This is a genomic window from Micromonospora sp. LZ37 (assembly GCF_059359015.1).
In genome coordinates this window covers 478,741-494,941 of sequence record NZ_JCADBL010000004.1, presented here as the reverse complement: position 1 = coordinate 494,941, position 16,201 = coordinate 478,741, and the positions used below count along the sequence as shown (strand labels likewise).

Below are 16,201 nucleotides of genomic sequence, written 5' to 3'. Positions count from 1 at the left end.
CCAGTCCGGGGTATAAATCATAATTGGCACTGGCTTATCTAGCACCCTGTTGAGTTCTCAAAGAACAACCACACACCGCCGAGAAACCCCACACCGTGGAGCCCCCGTCCGGGGCATTTCGTTCATGTCCGCCGCTCTCGCGCCGGGCACTTTTACTACCTTACCTCACCGTCTTCCCCGTGTCAACCGGTGTGTCCCGGTCTGTCACGCTTCGTACGGGTTGGCACCGCTGACCGCGCGCAGCGGCGAACCGCTGTGCTGATCATCGGATTTGGTAGGCCGGCCGCTGCGGTCTCCCGCTAGCTCGCCCGGTTCCCTACCGGTCGACAACCTTACCCGGTCAGTTCCGCTCCGCCAAATCCGCCTCGCGGCGTTTCCGGCGGGCAACCGCCCGGACCGTGTCGGTCAGGAGCGTACCCCTTTTCGACCCGGCGCCAGTCCGGTTCGGCCATCCAGGACCTTCGTCCCGTTTGCCCCGTTCCGCGCTGGCAGAGAGAAAGTTACGCGTCTGCGGGTTTGATCGTCAAATCCGTGGGTAGCGTCCCGCGTCACACCATCCCCGATCGCCTATCTCGGCTGGTCAAGACGGTTCGGGGGGCGGGGCCTCGGGACGAACGGCCCGCTCTGTCAGGGAGTAACGCCCTCCCCCAGCGCCTTCTTCCCGGCCACCGTTGGGGCATGACAGTCCTGGTCACCGGCGCGACCGGTCGAGCCGGGCGGCACGTCGCCCGGATTCTGCGAGCCGGCGGACACCCGGTACGAGCGGCGGCGAACGAACCGGGCGCCACCGGCCCCTGGGACGAGGCGGTGCCGTTCTCCTTCACCGATCCGGACACCTGGCACGCGGCGTTCGCCGGCGTGGACCGGATGTTCCTCATGCGGCCCCCGCAGCTCGGCAACGTGAAGCGGGACATGCTCCCCGCCCTGGAGCGGGCGCGGCAGCTCGGCGTACGCCGGATGGTCCTGCTCTCCCTGCAGGGTGCCGAGAGGAATCCGGTGGTCCCGCACCACGCCCTGGAGAAGTGGCTGCGCGGGTCGGGCCTGGAGTGGACCTTCGTCCGGGCGGCGTTCTTCATGCAGAACCTCTCCACCACCCACGCGGCCGACATCCGCGACCGGGACGAGATCATGCTCCCCGCCGGACACGGCAGGACCTCCGTCGGCGACGTCCGGGACGTCGCCGCAGTCGCCGCACTGGCGCTCGCCGAGGCGGGACACGCGGGGCGGGCGTACACGCCGACCGGCTCCCGGGCGCTCGGCTACGGCGAGGCGGCGGAGCTGCTGACCGCGGAGCTGGGCCGGCCGATCCGGTACGTACCGGTGGGGCCGCTGCGGTACTGGCGCAGCGCGCGCGGGCAGGGCATGCCGGCCGGGATGACGCTGGTGACGCTGGCGCTCCACACCACCTGCCGACTGGGCCTCGCCGCCGGCGTCACCACCGACGTCCGTGACCTGCTCGGCCGGCCGCCGATCGGGTTCGCGCAGTTCGTCCACGACGAACGGGCCGCCTGGCTGCGCGTACCCGGACACGCTGGTGACCGGCCGGCCACCGCGACCGACGGTCGGCGGCCGACCGCGCGGAACGGCGGCTGACGTCAGCCGGTGGGCCGGCGGGCCGCCCGCCAGCCGCGGACGCCGAGCACCCCGACGGTGGTGCCGATGGCCAGCGACGCGGCGATCAGCAGGGCGTGCACCCAGAGGAACCCGGTCGGGGCGCCCTCGCCCACCGTCCCGGTCGACCAGGCGCGTGGGTCGTTCCAGATGGCGAGCCCGAACCTCGGCCAGATGAGCCAGGTCCACACCCCGACCGCGAGGAGGAAGAGGGACCAGCCGCGCGACAGCACCATGAGTGGCGAGTATGCCAGCGGGCGGGCCGACCTTCCCCCGCCGCGACCGGTGTCGCGCCGCCCGGTCACGCACCCGCTCCGGGAGATTGCCGCGATCGTTTCCACCGGTGGTGCCGAGGGCACAGATCGGGAGGAGCGACGACGAACCGGAGGTGTGCTGATGCAGCCGTTCAACCCGTGGACCTGGCGCGATCCGACGGCGCTCGCCGGGGGGTACGACCGGGCCGACCCGGCCGAGGAGCCCCGGGACCGGCCGGAGAGCGACGGGCCGGACGCTCCCGGTCCGGGGACCCCGGTCGACCTGACCGGCTACCGGGTGGAGGCCACCGACGGCCGGATCGGCGCGATCGACGAGGCCAGCGAGGACGCCGGCGCGCGGTGGCTGGTGGTCGACACCGGCCCGTGGATCTTCGGGCGCAAGGTGCTGCTGCCGGTGGGCACGATCGCCCGCGTCGACCACCTGGAGCGGGTGGTGCACGTCGACCGGACCCGGGAGCAGGTCAAGGAGTCACCCGCCTTCGACCCGGACGACTTCGCCAGGCCGGAGTACCGGGAGCAGGTCGGCAGCTACTACGAGCAGAGCTACCGGAAGGGCTGAGCGGGCCCGCACGCCGCACAGCCGACCACACGGCGCCGCCCCGCCCGCAGCCGCAGGGCCGCGACCACGCCGACCTGAGCGGCGGTACGACCATCGGGCCGGTCGGGGTATCCGCTGTACCCGCCCCGGCCTGCCCGCTAGGCTCCTCCCATGACCAGCGCGATCGCCCACACCACCGACACGTCGTACGACGTCGCGGTCGGTGCGGAGCGACGCCGGCGATCCGTCGCCCGCCCGCGCTGACCCCTTCCCTGCGACCGGCGGATCGAGCCGCCGGTCATCGCCGATCGTCCTCGGTCCGCCCGCACTCTCCCCCCTTCGGAGATCCGCGTGACGGCGCGGACCGAGCGAGATCGGCGTACCCATGGATCTGGAAAAGCTGCTCACCGACCGGCTGGCGCCGGCGTTCGCGACCGTGGCCGGCGGCCCGGTCGACCCTGTCGTGCGGCGCTCCCCACGGGCGGACTTCCAGTCCGACGCGGCGCTGGCGCTGGCCCGGCGGCTCGGCCGCCCGCCGCGGGACATCGCCGCCGAGGTGCGGGACCTCGCTGCCCTGGACGACGTCTGCACGGCGGAGGTCTCCGGGCCGGGCTTTCTCAACCTGACGGTCACCGACCGGACGCTGGCCGCCCTGGTCGCGGAGCTCGCGGCCGACGACCGGCTCGGCGTGCCGGTGACGCCGACGCCGGAGACCGTGGTGGTCGACTACTCGGCACCGAACGTGGCCAAGGAGATGCACGTCGGGCACCTGCGCTCCACCGTCATCGGCGACGCGGCGGTGCGGCTGCTGGACTGGCTCGGGCACCGGGTGCTGCGGGTCAACCACCTGGGCGACTGGGGAACGCCGTTCGGGATGCTGATCGAGCACCTGCTCGACCTGGGCGAGGCCGAGGCGGCGCAGGAGCTGTCCATGGGGGACCTGGACTCCTTCTACACGGCCGCGCGGCGCAAGTTCGACGCCGACGAGGCGTTCCGGGAACGGTCGCGGCAGCGGGTGGTCGCCCTGCAGGGTGGCGACGAGCGGACGCTGCGGCTGTGGCGGCTGCTCGTGGCGCAGTCCGAGCGGTACTTCCTGACCGTCTACGCCCTGCTCGACGTCACCCTCACCGCGGCCGACTTCCGGGGCGAGAGCGCCTACGACGACCGGCTCGCACCGACCGTCGAGGAGTTGGACCGGCTCGGACTGCTGCGGACCAGCGACGGCGCCGCCTGCGTCTTCCCGCCCGGCTTCACCGGTCGGGACGGCGAGCCGCTGCCGCTGATCGTGCGCAAGCGCGACGGCGGGTACGGATATCCGGCGACCGACCTGGCCGCGCTGCGGCACCGGACCGCCGACCTCGGCGCCACCCGGCTGCTCTACGTGGTCGGCCTGCCGCAGCGGCAGCACTTCGAGATGGTGTACGCGGTGGCCGAGCTGGCCGGTTGGCTGCGGTCGCCGACCCGGGCGGAGCACGTCGGCTTCGGCTCGATCCTCGGCCCCGACGGGCGGATGCTGCGGAGCCGGGCCGGCGGTTCCCTGAAGCTCGTCGGGCTCCTCGAGGAGGCGGTGGCCCGGGCCGTCGAGCTGACCCGGGCCAAGAACCCGGAGCTGGACGAGGCGACCATCGCCGAGATCGGCCGGGCGGTCGGCATCGGGGCGATCAAGTACGCCGACCTCGCGACCGACCGGGGCCGGGACTACGTCCTGGACTGGGAGCGCATGCTGTCGCTGGACGGCAACACCGCGCCCTACCTGCAGTACGCGTACTCCCGGATCCGGTCGATGTTCCGGCGGGCCGGCACGGCCGCGCGACCGGACGCGGCGATCCTCCTCGTCGAGCCGGCCGAGCGGGCGCTCGCCTTCGAGCTGGCCGGCTTCGCCGCGGTCGTCGGCCAGGTCGAGCGGACCCTGGCGTTCCACCAGCTCACCGGCTACCTGTACCGGCTGGCCAGCACGTTCAGCGCGTTCTACGAGCGGTGCCCGGTGCTGCGCGCCTCCGGGGAGCTGCGGGACAGTCGGCTGGTGCTGGCCGACCTGACCGCCCGGACCCTGCGGCAGGGGCTGCACCTCCTCGGCATCCGCACTCCCGAGCGGATGTGACCCCACCGGCCCCGGCCGCTCCCGCAGTAGACCTGGAAGGGTGTGCGAGGGTGGGATGCCGATGTCCGCCATACCGGCGGGATCGACCATGCTCGCCCGGCTCCGCTCCGCGGTGGAAGCCGGGCGGGCCACCTGTCGGCCCTCGTCGGGCTGGCACCACTGATGGGGAGAAGATGAGTGGTGCTGCGGATCCAGTTCGAGCTCCGGCCGCTCGCCGACGTACCGCCGTGGGGTGGCGACCGGCGGACGCTGCACTGGTTCGGGTTGACCAGCGGCTGGTACTGGATCGAGGCCGACGGTCACCGATTGCTCCGATACGGCGAACGGGCAGTGGACCGGTGGCGCCTGAGCCGCCCCTGTCCGGACTACTACGTGGCCCGGCTCTGGGAGGACCTCCTGGTCCTGCGCTGGGCTCTGGCCGAACCGGTGCCGGCCGACGTCGTCCACTTCGTGGACGGGAGCTTCCCGGGCAGGGAGATACCCGACGACGTCAGTGCCGACGTGGACGCGGCGTTCGACCTCCAGGGCGACCACCAGCTCGATGTGGGCTACCTGACCGACGCGCCGATCATCACCTGCTGGCGCCACGAGGCTGCCGGACGGGACCTGGTGACCATCAACCAGCGAGTCCGGCCAGCCGGCCGGGACACCTTCGACGGGCCGGAACTGCTGCAGGTGAGCATGCCGACGGCCGAGTTCTTCGCGGCGGTGCGCGAGCTCGACCGTCGGCTCATCGCAGCGATGGGCGAGCGGGTGGCTGAACTGGCCCGGACCGGGCCGCTGGCGGAGGTGGAACTCGACCTGGAGACGCTGCGTGCCGAGCATGGGCAGCGGAGCCGTTGGCTGGCGGACCGCCTGACGGTTCCCCGGCGGGTCGACTGGGACCGGGTACGGTCCGGCATCACCGAGATCTCATCCTGGCCGCTCCGGGACACCGGCAGTTGATCCGATTACCGATCGAAGCGAACGACGTCGACCGCTAGCGTCACTGTGGTGACCGCACCTGCAATCACCACCGCCACCCCGACAGACCGCGCCCGCGTCATCGCCTCACTGGTCGCGGCCTTCACCAAGGATTCCGTCCTGCGGTACCTGTTCCCGGACGAGGCGACCTATCCGCTGCACGCCGCCGCCTTCTTCGGGCACCTCTTCGACAAGCGGGTGCACAAGGGGACGGTCTGGACGATCGAGCGCGGCGCGTCGGTCGCGATCTGGGAGCCTCCCGCGACAGACAACCAGCCACCGGGAGACAATCTCGCCGCGCAGCTCCCCACCGACGCGCTGGCCCGCGTCCGTGCCTACGACGAGGCCGTGCACTCGGCACTGCCGACCGCCCCGTTCTGGTACCTCGGCGTCCTGGGCACCCACCCCGACAACGCCGGTCGTCGTTGGGGGCACGCCGTCATGCGGGCCGGGCTGCGCCGCGCCGCCGCGGACGGCCTGCCGGCGGTCCTGGAGACCAGCAACACCGCCAACGTCGAGCTGTACCGTCGCGCCGGCTGGCAGGTGCTGCGCGTCGTGACGGCACCCCTGCCCACCTGGATCATGCATCAGCCGGCCCGCTGAGGGCAGCCAGTAGCAAGGCTCGGCGGGTGCTGCCCGCCACGCCCGATACTCAGGCCGGGCGCAGATCGTGAATGGCGAAGTGCAGGTCGAGTTCATCGCCGGGTTCGCACCACAGGCCCTCGGCGGCCAGCACGTCGGCGGCGACGATCCGGGCCTGCGCCACGGGCGTCGGCTCGGCACCGAAGCTCGGCCAGACCAGCAGGGGAAAGGCACGTTCCTCGCCGTGGCGACGCACGTCCGCGATGTCACCGAGCGCCGCCGACGGCAGGGGGTCGCGCTCGATCACGTCGTAGGGCGGACTGTCATGCGTGCGAGGTTCAGGTAGGTCACGTTGATGCCGGTGTTGGGAATGGGCACGGACACCTTGCGCACGACGCCGCCTGTGGCGCGGTCGAAGACGGTGGACGTGATGTCACCGTCGGCGCCGGGAGACGTACTGAGCGCGTGGAGCTGAGTGTCGGAGAACGCGAAGAGCGTCTGCATGGGACGTCCCACACCGGTTTCGAGCCCGGTGTCGAAGCGGGTGGTGGTCTTCCCAGTGGCGCTGTCGGTGGAGAACACCCGGCCGTCGGCGTATACCCAGTGCAGCCGGCCGTCCCGCCAGTCCTGCACGACGTAGCCGAAGTCGTCGAGATTCAGCTGCGTGCCGTCGTCAAAGGTCAGCGGGTGCGCCCGGTACTTCCCGGTGGCGGTGTCCCAGGAAATAATCTTCGCCTGTTCGCGGCCATCGGCATCGGTGTCCCAGGACAGGAAAGTGATCACGCCGTCGTGGCAGGGGACCTGCCCGATCGGGGTTCCCCCGCCGAAGTGCGGTCGCCAGGCAACGACCTTCTCACCGCCGTCCGCCGGGTAGAGGCGGGCCAGCATCTGCGGGCTGGCGGCCGGGTCCCTGGTGGACTTCATGCCGGGAAGATCGGGTGCCTCACCCGCGTGCGTCCCGGGTGTATCGGTCAGCCCGAAGACCTGGCCACCGCAGACGGCACCGGTGAAGTAGTTGCCCTGCACGTCGTACCGGCGCGCGTCGCCTCCGGTGGTGACGGCGACCTGGTTGGCGTATCCACCGTCGGCACCGTGCCCGCCGTTGTAGACCCCCACCGCTCCACCGTCCGGCAGCGCGAACATCAGGTTCTGCGCGGTGGCCTTGGGGTTTCCGGCCTTCGTGAACCCGGATGCCGTCATGTGGTAGTCGCTACCTTCGTCGGCGAAGTACAGACCGTGCACGGACCATACCGGTGCCATCATGTCCATACGCCTGGTCTTGACGGCACGGAAGGCGCCCTGAGCGTTCACCAGAACCAGATACCCCGGCTCGTGCACCTCCCCGGTCACCGGGTACATCTCCGAGTTCTGGGGCCCGACGAAGAACGCCATGACCGCATCACCCAGCATGGCCTCGCTCTCCGGCACCACCGCGCGGTTGAAGAACTCTTGAGGGCCCGAGGGAGAACGCGACGTGCATCCTGCCAGAGCCATCGCCACTGCCAACGCCGCGACAGCCGCGCGTCTCGATCTCAGTGACATAGGCTTCCCCGCCTTCTTTCCTGCGCCGTGCGCCGCCAGTCCCGATTCGCCCACCCGCTGGTGATGATCAGCGAGGGACCCGCCACCCGCAGACCTCGCCGCAGGTTTTCGCAGTACCGGTAACGACAGACTCTCCCCTCGCCCCACGAGCACCTGTTCTGCTGGGTGTCACCAATGAAAGCCCGCGCCGAGGCGTCCGGGCGGCTTGCCGCAGCCGCGGCGGGTATTGGCAGGGAAAAGACAACCCGGAAGGAACTTCATGCGAGCGACTCTGATGTACGGGGCCGGGGACGTGCGGGTCGAGGACGTGCCCGACCCGGTGCTCCAGGAGCCCACCGACGCGATCGTGCGGGTCGTCCGGACCTGCATCTGCGGCAGTGACCTGCACCCGTACCACACCATGCCCGCGTCGGGGCGGGGGTCACCGATGGGGCACGAGTTCCTCGGCGTCGTCGAGGACCTCGGCTCCGAGGTGGCCGGCCTGAAGCGGGGCGCCCTGGTGGTGGCACCCTTCGCGTTCCAGGACAACACCTGCGAATTCTGTCGGGAGGGCGTGCAGACCTCCTGCCGCCACGGAGGGTTCTTCAGCACCGCCCAGGCCGAGTTCGTCCGCGTACCCCAGGCCGCCGGCACCCTGGTCACGCTGCCGGTGGGGGAGGACTCGCCGCTGCTGCCGTCGCTGCTGACCCTCTCCGACGTGTACGCCACCGGCTACCACGCGGCCAAGCGCGCCAACGTCGACCCGCGTACCACCGTCACCGTGATCGGGGACGGGGCGGTGGGCCTCCTCGCGGTGCTGTCGGCCCGGCAGCTCGGCGCGCAACGGATCATCCTGATGGGCCGGCACAAGGCCCGCACCGACCTCGGCATCGAGTTCGGCGCCACCGAGGTCGTCGCCGAGCGCGGCGAGGAGGGCATCGCCCGGGTGCGGGAGCTGACCGGCGGTGACGGCACGCACGCGGTGCTGGAGGCGGTCGGCTACCGCGAGGCGTACGAGCAGGCGCTCGGCGTGGTCCGCGCCGGCGGCGTGATCAGCCGCGTCGGGGTTCCGCAGTACGACGAGGGGCCGATCGGCTGGGGCATGTTCGGCCGCAACCTCACCCTGACCGGCGGGCCCGCTCCGGTGCGCGCCTACGTCGACGAGCTGCTGCCCGGCGTCCTCGAGGGCACCGTCGAGCCCGGCAAGGTGTTCGACCGCACCATCGGCCTGGACGAAGTGCCCGACGGGTACCGGGCGATGGACAGCCGCGAGGCTCTCAAGGTCCTCGTCCGCATCTGACCGAGCACCCTCGGCCCGGGACGGGCGCGGCGTGTCGTCTCAGCGCGTCGCGCCCCGGGTCCCGTGATCCACCCCGAGTCAGGGGACGGTTTTCTCGGCTGCCCCCTTGTCACGGTGGCGGCCGAGGCAGAGTTGGACTCGGCGGCCCGTGCGATCGCGGCGCACCGACCGACGTGGCTGGCGGAGCCATCCGGGGCAGGCGCGTCATCACTGGAAGGCGAGGTCGCGTCATGCGCGCGGTGGTGCTCAGGGAGTTCGGTGGCCAGCTGGCCCTGGACGAGATCGAGAAACCCGTACCCGGTCCCGGACAACTACTGGTGCGGGTCGCGGCGAGCGGCGTCAACCCGCTGGACACCAAGATCCGGGCGGGTAAGGCCGCCCACGCCCGGAACCGCCTGCCGGCCGTACTCGGTCTGGACCTGGCCGGGGTCGTGGCGGAGGTCGGCCCGGAGGTCACCGGCTTCGCCCCGGGCGACGAGGTGTACGGACTCACCGGCGGCGTCGGCGATCTTCAGGGATCGCTCGCCGAGTACGCGGCCATGGACGCCCGGCTGCTCGCCCGCAAACCGGGGCTGCTGACCCTGCGCGAGGCCGCAGCGCTGCCGCTGGCCGTCGTCACCGCGTGGGAGGCGCTGGTGGACCGGGCACAGGTGAGGACGGGCCAGCAGGTGCTGGTGCACGGTGGGGCCGGCGGTGTCGGGCACGTGGCCATCCAGATCGCCCGCGCGCGCGGTGCCGAGGTCTTCGCCACCGGATCGACCCGAAGCCTGGAGACCATCGCGCGGCTCGGCGCGACTCCGATCGACCACACCACCACCCCGGCACAGGACTACGTCGCCGAGCACACCGGCGGCGACGGCTTCGACGTGGTCTTCGACACCATCGGCGGCGCCACCCTCGACCTCTCCTTCACCGCGGTCCGCACCTACACCGGCCACGTGGTCAGCGCCCTGGGCTGGGGCACCCACTCCCTGGCACCGCTGTCGTTCCGCGGCGCCACCTACTCCGGGGTCTTCACCCTGCTGCCGATGCTGACCGGCCGGGGACGCGAGCACCACGGGAGGATCCTGCGCGAGGCGAGTGCGCTGGCCGATGCGGGTGTGCTGAGGCCACTGCTCGACCCCCGAAGGTTCACCCTCGCCACCGTCGCCGACGCGCACGCCGCCGTGGAGACGGGCGCCAGCACCGGCAAGATCGTGGTCGACGTCGAGTGATCAGCCCTCCGCCCGCCCGGCGATGACGTGCGGGACAGCGAGCACTGTCGTTGGGGCCCGACAGTGACGCCGGGGATGATCTGTCCCTGTGAATATCCGTGAGGTGACGCCCGGCGGTGACGATCGCCTGGCCCGGGTGTTGTTGTCCGTGCAGCGTGCGGCGTACGCGGTGGAGGCCGCGGTGATCGGTGACGATCGGATCCCGCCGTTGCACGAGACGTTGGACGAGCTGCGCCTGGCGCCACTGCGGTGGCTGGCAGCCTTCGACGCCGGTCTCGTCGGAGCGATCGCCTGGGCTGAGACCGACGCCGAGGTCGACGTTCACCGGCTGGTGGTCGACCCGGCCTGTCACCGGCGCGGGGTGGGCAGAGCCCTGGTGCGTGAGGTGCTCGTACGCGCCGGCCACCGCCGTACCGTCGTCGCCACCGCGCGCGCCAATGTCTCCGCCCGCGCGCTCTACGACGGGCTCGGCTTCGTGGCCGCGGGCGAGCAGGAGGTGATTCCGCGTTTGTGGATCACGCGGTATGTCCACGACCCGGGTGCCGTGTCCCTGGCCTGACCGATTCGTGCTGCGGCCTTCAAAGCTGGACAGCGGTTCGTGAGGCCGGGATGGCCGGCCCGTCTCCGAACCTGGGCTGCGCCGACGCGTGGTGCGCCCGCGAGCGGGCCTGCCGGACCTGCTGCCACCGTCAACTGAACCGCGAGCGGTGCCGGTACCCCGACGGGCGCCGGCGCCGCTCCCCCTCATTACCGCTTGGCCTCGTGCTTGGCCATCTGGGGCCGTTCGCCCTTGCCGACCTTCCGCAGCGCCTCGCGCAACTGCTCCTCGGTCATCTTGGAGTTGCCTTCGATGCCCGCGTCGTGGGCCTGCTGTCGAAGATCGTGCAGCCGTTCCCGGTCACTCATGTCGGCCTCCCCGTGCCTGCGGTGGCGCGGGCGGCTCCGCGCCAATGTCGCCCGTCGCCTTCCCTGCGACGGGAGGCGCAAACGGCCTCACCCGCCCGCCCGGCCCCGGCGGCGTTGCGGGTGATGACGTTGAGGTTGCCCCATCCGGGAACTCCTTGGCGTCGTCGAGACGCTCGACGCCCTGGTGACGAAGTGACCCGCCGACGCGTCGAATTTGAGGAACGAGAGGAAGGGCTACCCCAGGACCGAGTGCCGCCACCGGTAGAAGGCGTTGGCAGGCGGCAGCGCGAGCAGGACGAGGGAGACCAGCAGCGCGGGCGACGCCACGATCCCCGAAAAGGTGGCGACGGGCTCAACCCACGCGGGTGTCAACTGACCCGCGATCGCATCGACCCTGTCCCAGTCGGTTCTGTCCGGGACCTCTCCCGGGGGAGCCGGGAGGAGGGCAAGGGCCAGCCAGCAGGCTGCCACCACCAGCGTCACGCCGCCGATGATCCAGGTGACGATCCGGGTCCAGTTCCAGCCGCCGAGGTTGACCAACGCCAGCACCAGGAGGCCGAGTGCGACCAGCGACACGAGCAGGCCGACACCCATGAGAAACACCATCGGCAGAGCGGCAAAGGCGCCCGGCATGCCGACCACCTCGTGCGCCTTCGAGTACGCGTCCTGTTTGACCGCCTCTGCCGCCACCTGCGCCAGCCGTGCCAGACCGCTCAGCGCCAGCAGCAGGCTGGACCCGACGACGACGACGGGAATGCGCCGCCGGGCCAGCTCCGTCGTGGGCGTCTGCGTAGTCATGAGGAGGGATGCTAGTGCCGGCCGTTGTTTCGGTGTTCCGATCTCGACACGCCCAAACTCGTCAAGCCAGCTCAGACGCCGACGCCGACGCCGATCCAGGCCCTAAAGGGCGAGATTGCCGTACGCCGGGGTGCCTGCCGCCTCGTATGTCAGTTGCAGCGTGCCGTTGGAGTGGGTGACCGACTCGGTGAGCCGAAGGGCCGCGGGCACGGTGCCCCCGGCGAACACCCGCTTTCCACTGCCGAGCACCAAAGGGGCACCGCGGCCGGAATCAGCCGGGGCAGAAAGATCAAAGGGCCGGTCTCCCATGACGGGAAACCAGCCCTTGACCTGCTGTGCGCCCGAAGGGACTCGAACCCCTAACCTTCTGATCCGTAGATTCCCAAGACCATGTCTAGCCCGTCCGAGTCGGTCCGCCTGGTCCTGGTCCTCGGGCGCTCGGCAACTCGATCCGTCCGGTCCAGTCCACTCCAGTCCGCTCCGGTGGCTCCCACGGGTGGCTCCCAGACTGTCAGCTTGGGAATCTCACAAGACTGGTTCGAGACACAGCGTTTCGCCTCGTGGACCAGGTCGGCGGTGGCCTCGTTTGGCCTCCCGTGACACCACCTTGTGGCCCGTGGATGGCCCGCCGGCTCATGCCGGGCGAGGGTCGGCAACCTACGCATTACGAGATCAAATGGGCGATCGGCCGGCCTGGGCACATGGCGGTCTAGCAGCGGAAATACGTCTCGACATCTCACACCGCTCCCCCGCTATCCGCCGACCTCTTGCGGACCAGATGCGGACTGCGCGAGCAGGCGCGGCCAAATCCGGTTCGGCCCCTGCCGCCGTTCCTCTACTGTGCGGGCGTGGCCGGATTGAATGGTGACGAGGCAGCATCTGACCTGCCTCCCGGACGCCCAGTGTGGTTGCTGGACGTGGATGGGGTTATCAACGCGAACCGGCCAGGCTGGGGCGGGCCACCCCGGAAGAGCATGGTCTGGTCGGACACCGACCAGGTGTCATACATTGTGCGCTGGGCGCCAGCTCTGATCGACCGGATCCGGTCGCTCCGTGCTTCCGGCACCGTGGACATCCGTTGGTGCACCACCTGGTGCCCCGATGCGAGCCGGCTTGAGTACCTGTGGCACCTCCCCCCGTTGGCTCGGGCGATCACCGCTGATCCGATGCCACGGGGTCCTGCTTGTTGGCCGCTGAAGCTTGCTGCGGCTCGCACCGTGCTGGCCGAGGGGCGCAAACTTGTCTGGACTGACGACGAGGCGCTGCCCCCACCGGGCCCTCTACGTAACGAGTTGACCGCCAGCGGGCAAGCACTTCTCATCGCGCCCAAGTCAAACCGCGGCCTCCAACCCGACGACCTGGAGCGGATCGAGTCGTTCGTCGCAGCCTCGCAACATGACGTCCTACGGTAGAGCGGATCTCCTCGTCGGGCAGTCGTAGACCGTCCAGCCTCCCCGGACGGGGACAAGGTGGAGCGCCCTACCGGACGAACGACCTTGGCCCCGTCCGGGGAGGCTGGTAGCCCTTGTGGTGCCCGACGAGGTGATCTGCGGCGGCATCTCTGAGGAGGGCCGGGGTTCGGGGCAGCGCCCCGAGGTCTTCAAGGTCTTGTCATCCGTCATTGTGGCCGGCCGGCCCGGCCGATGCCGGCCGGAGGTCGCCAGCAGGCCGGGGCCGGGCCGGCGCGGCCCGCTTGCGGGCCGCCTTGATCTGATAGAGCGCAATTCGGCAGTCTGTGACCGTCGCCGGATTGTCCCGTCACGGGACATGCTTGACACTCGCGTCCCACCAGATGCTTGACATGATCCGCGAGAGACGTCACAGAGGCCCTCACGGTCCGCGACAGAGATGCGGAGTGTGCGCTTGATCGGGCTATGAAGCGACGCCGCGGAGGGCTAAGTGCAGCGGCAGCGGTTTGGATCAGACTTCTGCCGTCTGGTCTGGGATGACCAGGAAGTCGGTGACGTAGCTGGTTACCTCGCCGTCGGCGGCATAACCAATGAAGGTCGGGTAGATGCCGTCGCCCCACCCGGAGCTAACGATGATCACGTTCGCTCCGGTCGCTTCATCCGTAATCGCATCGACAGCGGCAGGTGCGGGCGGCACCTGCGCCGGGATGAAGACCTCGTCCACCTGGTCGAACTCCCAGCGGGCCAGCGCTCGCACGGCGACCGCGTCTGCCAGTGTGCCCACGCCCGCGTCGACGGGATAGCCGAAGAACCCGTCCGCTCCCAGTTCGACGGGCTCCTGCCCGTCCGTCAGCGCCGGCTCCCAGCGCACCGTCGGCTGATCCTTGACAACGAGCTGGAGAGCGGCTGTGCGGTCCTGCGGTTCGCTCCCGCTCTGGTGGACCGCAGCGACCCACGCGGCCAGTCGATACCGGCCAGGCTCGACCGTCACCGTGAACGGCGCCGCTGTGTCGGGGGCAATCAACGGATCGCAACCGACAACCTGACCGCTCGGAAGCGTCACCATGCCAACCGGATGCGCCTTGATCACGTACTCGACGCCGTCTTGTGTGATCCGAGCACCGTCGACCAACACCGTGGTCAGGTCAGGCAGGTATGGCATACATCCTCCAGCGCTACCAGCACAGCGCACACCCCAGGGAACTGGCAGCGATCATGCCAAGCTCGGCTGTCACCCATCGTCACCGGGCTGGTCGTGCCGTCAAGGCCGGCTGTCGTGCATGTCCTGGGACGGATTCGTCAAGCATGTGGTGGGACTAGACAGTGACCGTCGCCGGATGTCGTGTCCCGGCTGATGCTTGACATCGGCGTCCCACCAGACGCTTGACATGATCCTCTAGATGTTGTGCAGGTACTCACTGCAATGGGAGCCCGCATCGCGGGCAGTAGGGGACGCTGACGCCGTCGCCGGTGGGACGATCATTGCCATGGACCCGAGGCCGCTGACTCAGCGAGAGCGCGCAGTGCTTGAGGCGCTGCTGGCCGTTGGTTTCGACGGCGTCGAAGGCCTGCGGCGCCAGGCGGCGGACGTGGTCGTCGTCGGCAGGTGCGACTGCGGGTGCCCCTCCATCGACTTCCAGCACGGTCGCGGCCACGGGATGGCGATACGTGCCAATGCGGCGGTCACAGCCTCCGATGACGGCCTGTTCCTCTACACGATCGAGGACCCCCATCGGGGGGAGGTCCTAGGCGGCATCGAGTGGGTCGGCGTCGGGGACACAGATCCCGATGAGCTCCCATCACCCGAGCTGCTCGACATCCAGCCCGCTTGACTCGTCGGCCCCGCTCACCGCTCCGTCATCGGAATTTGAGTGCGCCGTCAGAGGGCTTGGCTAGCACCGAAGGTGATCGGCGAACCTAGGTCGGCCCTCAAGCGTGTGCCGGGACGGATCCGTCAAGCATCAGGTGGGACTAGACAGTGACCATCGCCGGACGTCTACCCGCCTAGGTTGCGGATCTCTTCGTATAGGTCGTCCGCCGCGCTTGCCCCTCGGTATGGCTCGGCGCGAAGCATCGCCGCGAATCTTCCGAGCCGCTTCTTGATCCAGGAGATTTGGCGGTCCGCTGGCAGATCGAGAATCGGCCGGATGGCGGCAGTGGCGGAGTCGAGGTCCCCGACTTGCAGGAAGGCGGTTCCTTGGTAGACGTGGGCCAGGGCCTCGTCGTCCAAGGACCTGCTCTCCGGAGGCTCCTTCTCCCAGAGCGCGATAGCCCGCCCCGCCTCTCGGGCAGCTCGTTCCGCGTCGGCCCCACCCGCCAGCCAAATCAGGCTGCTCCCCGCGTAGTAGTGCTGCTTGGCGACAGAGAAGCCGAAGAGGCCATCCACGGAGTCGGTGCTGGCAAGCTCCTCCCGCTCCGTCTGCGCTAGGTCAAGGGTGCGGTTCGCGCCTGTGGAGTCGCCGAGATTGGCATGGCACTGAGCCACGCCGCAGAGCAGCCGTATCCGGCCGGTGCCCCTTGCCTTGTACCGCAGTCCGTCGTGCACGTAGTCCAGGGCGTGGCCGTAGTCGCCCTGGAAACGTGCGATCAGACTTTGGGTGCCGCGTGTCCACGCGCGCAGCTCGTTATCTCCAGCGTGTTCCGCACAGGTCCATGCAGCGTCTGCGTGGGTCATGGCTGCGTCGGCGCTGCCCAGGTCGAGGGCGGCGTATGCCAGTGCGCCTTGCAGCCTGCCCAGCAGGAGGTAGAGATCTTTGAGTTCGTGCGGAGCGTAGTGGCGGTCGCGCAGCCGTTGCAGGATCTCGCCGCGCAGCTCGACGGCGTCTTGCAGCATCGGGCCGGGTGGCGCTCCGAGGTAGGCGATCGCCAATCCCTCCACACCGTCGCTGATCTGGGCCAGGTCGTGGCGCTCCTCGGCGGCGGTGAGCAGCCGGAGTGAGTCCTTGACGGAGGCCGTCAGCAGCCTGCCCATCCGCTCGTTGTG

At 70.1% G+C, this 16,201-nt stretch carries 17 protein-coding genes; 9 read left to right on the top strand and 8 right to left on the bottom strand.

Annotated elements, in window-relative coordinates:
• Positions 1-678: 678 nt before the first annotated feature.
• Positions 679-1,593, top strand: a complete 915-nt coding sequence (locus AC5L3Z_RS12500) for an NmrA family NAD(P)-binding protein (protein WP_494841683.1) — start codon at positions 679-681, stop codon at positions 1,591-1,593.
• A gap of 2 nt (positions 1,594-1,595) precedes the next feature.
• Here the strand turns inward: AC5L3Z_RS12500 and AC5L3Z_RS12495 are convergent, their stop codons facing one another.
• Positions 1,596-1,847 (bottom strand): SCO4848 family membrane protein, encoded by a 252-nt coding sequence (locus AC5L3Z_RS12495; protein ID WP_494841682.1) that lies wholly within the window; start codon positions 1,845-1,847, stop codon positions 1,596-1,598.
• Positions 1,848-2,007: 160 nt separating this feature from the next.
• On the opposite strand from AC5L3Z_RS12495, the gene AC5L3Z_RS12490 reads away from it, so the two are divergent.
• The 4 genes from AC5L3Z_RS12490 (at position 2,008) to AC5L3Z_RS12475 (ending at position 6,091) form a co-directional block, all read left to right on the top strand.
• Positions 2,008-2,445: a PRC-barrel domain-containing protein gene (locus tag AC5L3Z_RS12490; RefSeq protein WP_494841681.1), complete on the top strand. Its 438-nt coding sequence runs from the start codon at positions 2,008-2,010 to the stop codon at positions 2,443-2,445.
• A 364-nt stretch (positions 2,446-2,809) separates the two neighbouring features.
• Entirely contained in the window at positions 2,810-4,525 is a 1,716-nt protein-coding gene (gene argS / locus AC5L3Z_RS12485; protein ID WP_494841680.1) for an arginine--tRNA ligase, read from the top strand.
• Between the two features lie 177 nt (positions 4,526-4,702).
• Complete coding sequence (locus tag AC5L3Z_RS12480; RefSeq protein ID WP_494841679.1) at positions 4,703-5,470, top strand: DUF5984 family protein; 768 nt, start codon at positions 4,703-4,705, stop codon at positions 5,468-5,470.
• 48 nt (positions 5,471-5,518) lie between these two features.
• Entirely contained in the window at positions 5,519-6,091 is a 573-nt protein-coding gene (locus tag AC5L3Z_RS12475) for a GNAT family N-acetyltransferase (protein ID WP_494841678.1), read from the top strand.
• A 49-nt stretch (positions 6,092-6,140) separates the two neighbouring features.
• Here the strand turns inward: AC5L3Z_RS12475 and AC5L3Z_RS12470 are convergent, their stop codons facing one another.
• Complete coding sequence (locus AC5L3Z_RS12470) at positions 6,141-6,377, bottom strand: hypothetical protein (protein ID WP_494841677.1); 237 nt, start codon at positions 6,375-6,377, stop codon at positions 6,141-6,143.
• Positions 6,374-7,570: a hypothetical protein gene (locus AC5L3Z_RS12465; protein ID WP_494841676.1), complete on the bottom strand. Its 1,197-nt coding sequence runs from the start codon at positions 7,568-7,570 to the stop codon at positions 6,374-6,376. The genes AC5L3Z_RS12470 and AC5L3Z_RS12465 overlap by 4 nt, the downstream gene beginning before the upstream one ends.
• A gap of 301 nt (positions 7,571-7,871) precedes the next feature.
• Between AC5L3Z_RS12465 and AC5L3Z_RS12460 the strand changes: the two genes are divergently transcribed.
• The 3 genes from AC5L3Z_RS12460 (at position 7,872) to AC5L3Z_RS12450 (ending at position 10,664) form a co-directional block, all read left to right on the top strand.
• A complete protein-coding gene (locus AC5L3Z_RS12460; protein WP_494841675.1) occupies positions 7,872-8,891 on the top strand; it encodes a zinc-binding dehydrogenase in 1,020 nt (339 codons plus the stop codon).
• A gap of 230 nt (positions 8,892-9,121) precedes the next feature.
• Positions 9,122-10,105 (top strand): zinc-dependent alcohol dehydrogenase family protein, encoded by a 984-nt coding sequence (locus AC5L3Z_RS12455; RefSeq protein ID WP_494841674.1) that lies wholly within the window; start codon positions 9,122-9,124, stop codon positions 10,103-10,105.
• Positions 10,106-10,241: 136 nt separating this feature from the next.
• On the top strand, positions 10,242-10,664 hold the full coding sequence (locus AC5L3Z_RS12450) for a GNAT family N-acetyltransferase (protein WP_494841673.1): 423 nt from the start codon (positions 10,242-10,244) through the stop codon (positions 10,662-10,664).
• Positions 10,665-10,852: 188 nt separating this feature from the next.
• On the opposite strand, the gene AC5L3Z_RS12445 is transcribed toward AC5L3Z_RS12450, so the two are convergent.
• From AC5L3Z_RS12445 to AC5L3Z_RS12430, 4 genes are all read right to left on the bottom strand, one after another.
• Positions 10,853-11,011 (bottom strand): hypothetical protein, encoded by a 159-nt coding sequence (locus tag AC5L3Z_RS12445; RefSeq protein ID WP_334524113.1) that lies wholly within the window; start codon positions 11,009-11,011, stop codon positions 10,853-10,855.
• Between the two features lie 234 nt (positions 11,012-11,245).
• Positions 11,246-11,809 carry a hypothetical protein gene (locus tag AC5L3Z_RS12440; protein ID WP_494841672.1) on the bottom strand — a complete coding sequence of 188 codons (564 nt, stop codon included), beginning with the start codon at positions 11,807-11,809 and terminating at the stop codon, positions 11,246-11,248.
• Positions 11,810-11,911: 102 nt separating this feature from the next.
• Positions 11,912-12,058: a hypothetical protein gene (locus tag AC5L3Z_RS12435; RefSeq protein ID WP_494841671.1), complete on the bottom strand. Its 147-nt coding sequence runs from the start codon at positions 12,056-12,058 to the stop codon at positions 11,912-11,914.
• A gap of 1,671 nt (positions 12,059-13,729) precedes the next feature.
• Positions 13,730-14,380: a DUF4241 domain-containing protein gene (locus AC5L3Z_RS12430; protein WP_494841670.1), complete on the bottom strand. Its 651-nt coding sequence runs from the start codon at positions 14,378-14,380 to the stop codon at positions 13,730-13,732.
• 325 nt (positions 14,381-14,705) lie between these two features.
• Here AC5L3Z_RS12430 and AC5L3Z_RS12425 point away from each other — a divergent pair, with 325 nt between their 5' ends.
• Positions 14,706-15,050 (top strand): hypothetical protein, encoded by a 345-nt coding sequence (locus AC5L3Z_RS12425; RefSeq protein WP_494841669.1) that lies wholly within the window; start codon positions 14,706-14,708, stop codon positions 15,048-15,050.
• Between the two features lie 164 nt (positions 15,051-15,214).
• On the opposite strand, the gene AC5L3Z_RS12420 is transcribed toward AC5L3Z_RS12425, so the two are convergent.
• Positions 15,215-16,189 carry an NsdA family TPR-like regulatory protein gene (locus AC5L3Z_RS12420; protein WP_494841668.1) on the bottom strand — a complete coding sequence of 325 codons (975 nt, stop codon included), beginning with the start codon at positions 16,187-16,189 and terminating at the stop codon, positions 15,215-15,217.
• Between the last annotated feature and the right edge of the window lie 12 nt (positions 16,190-16,201).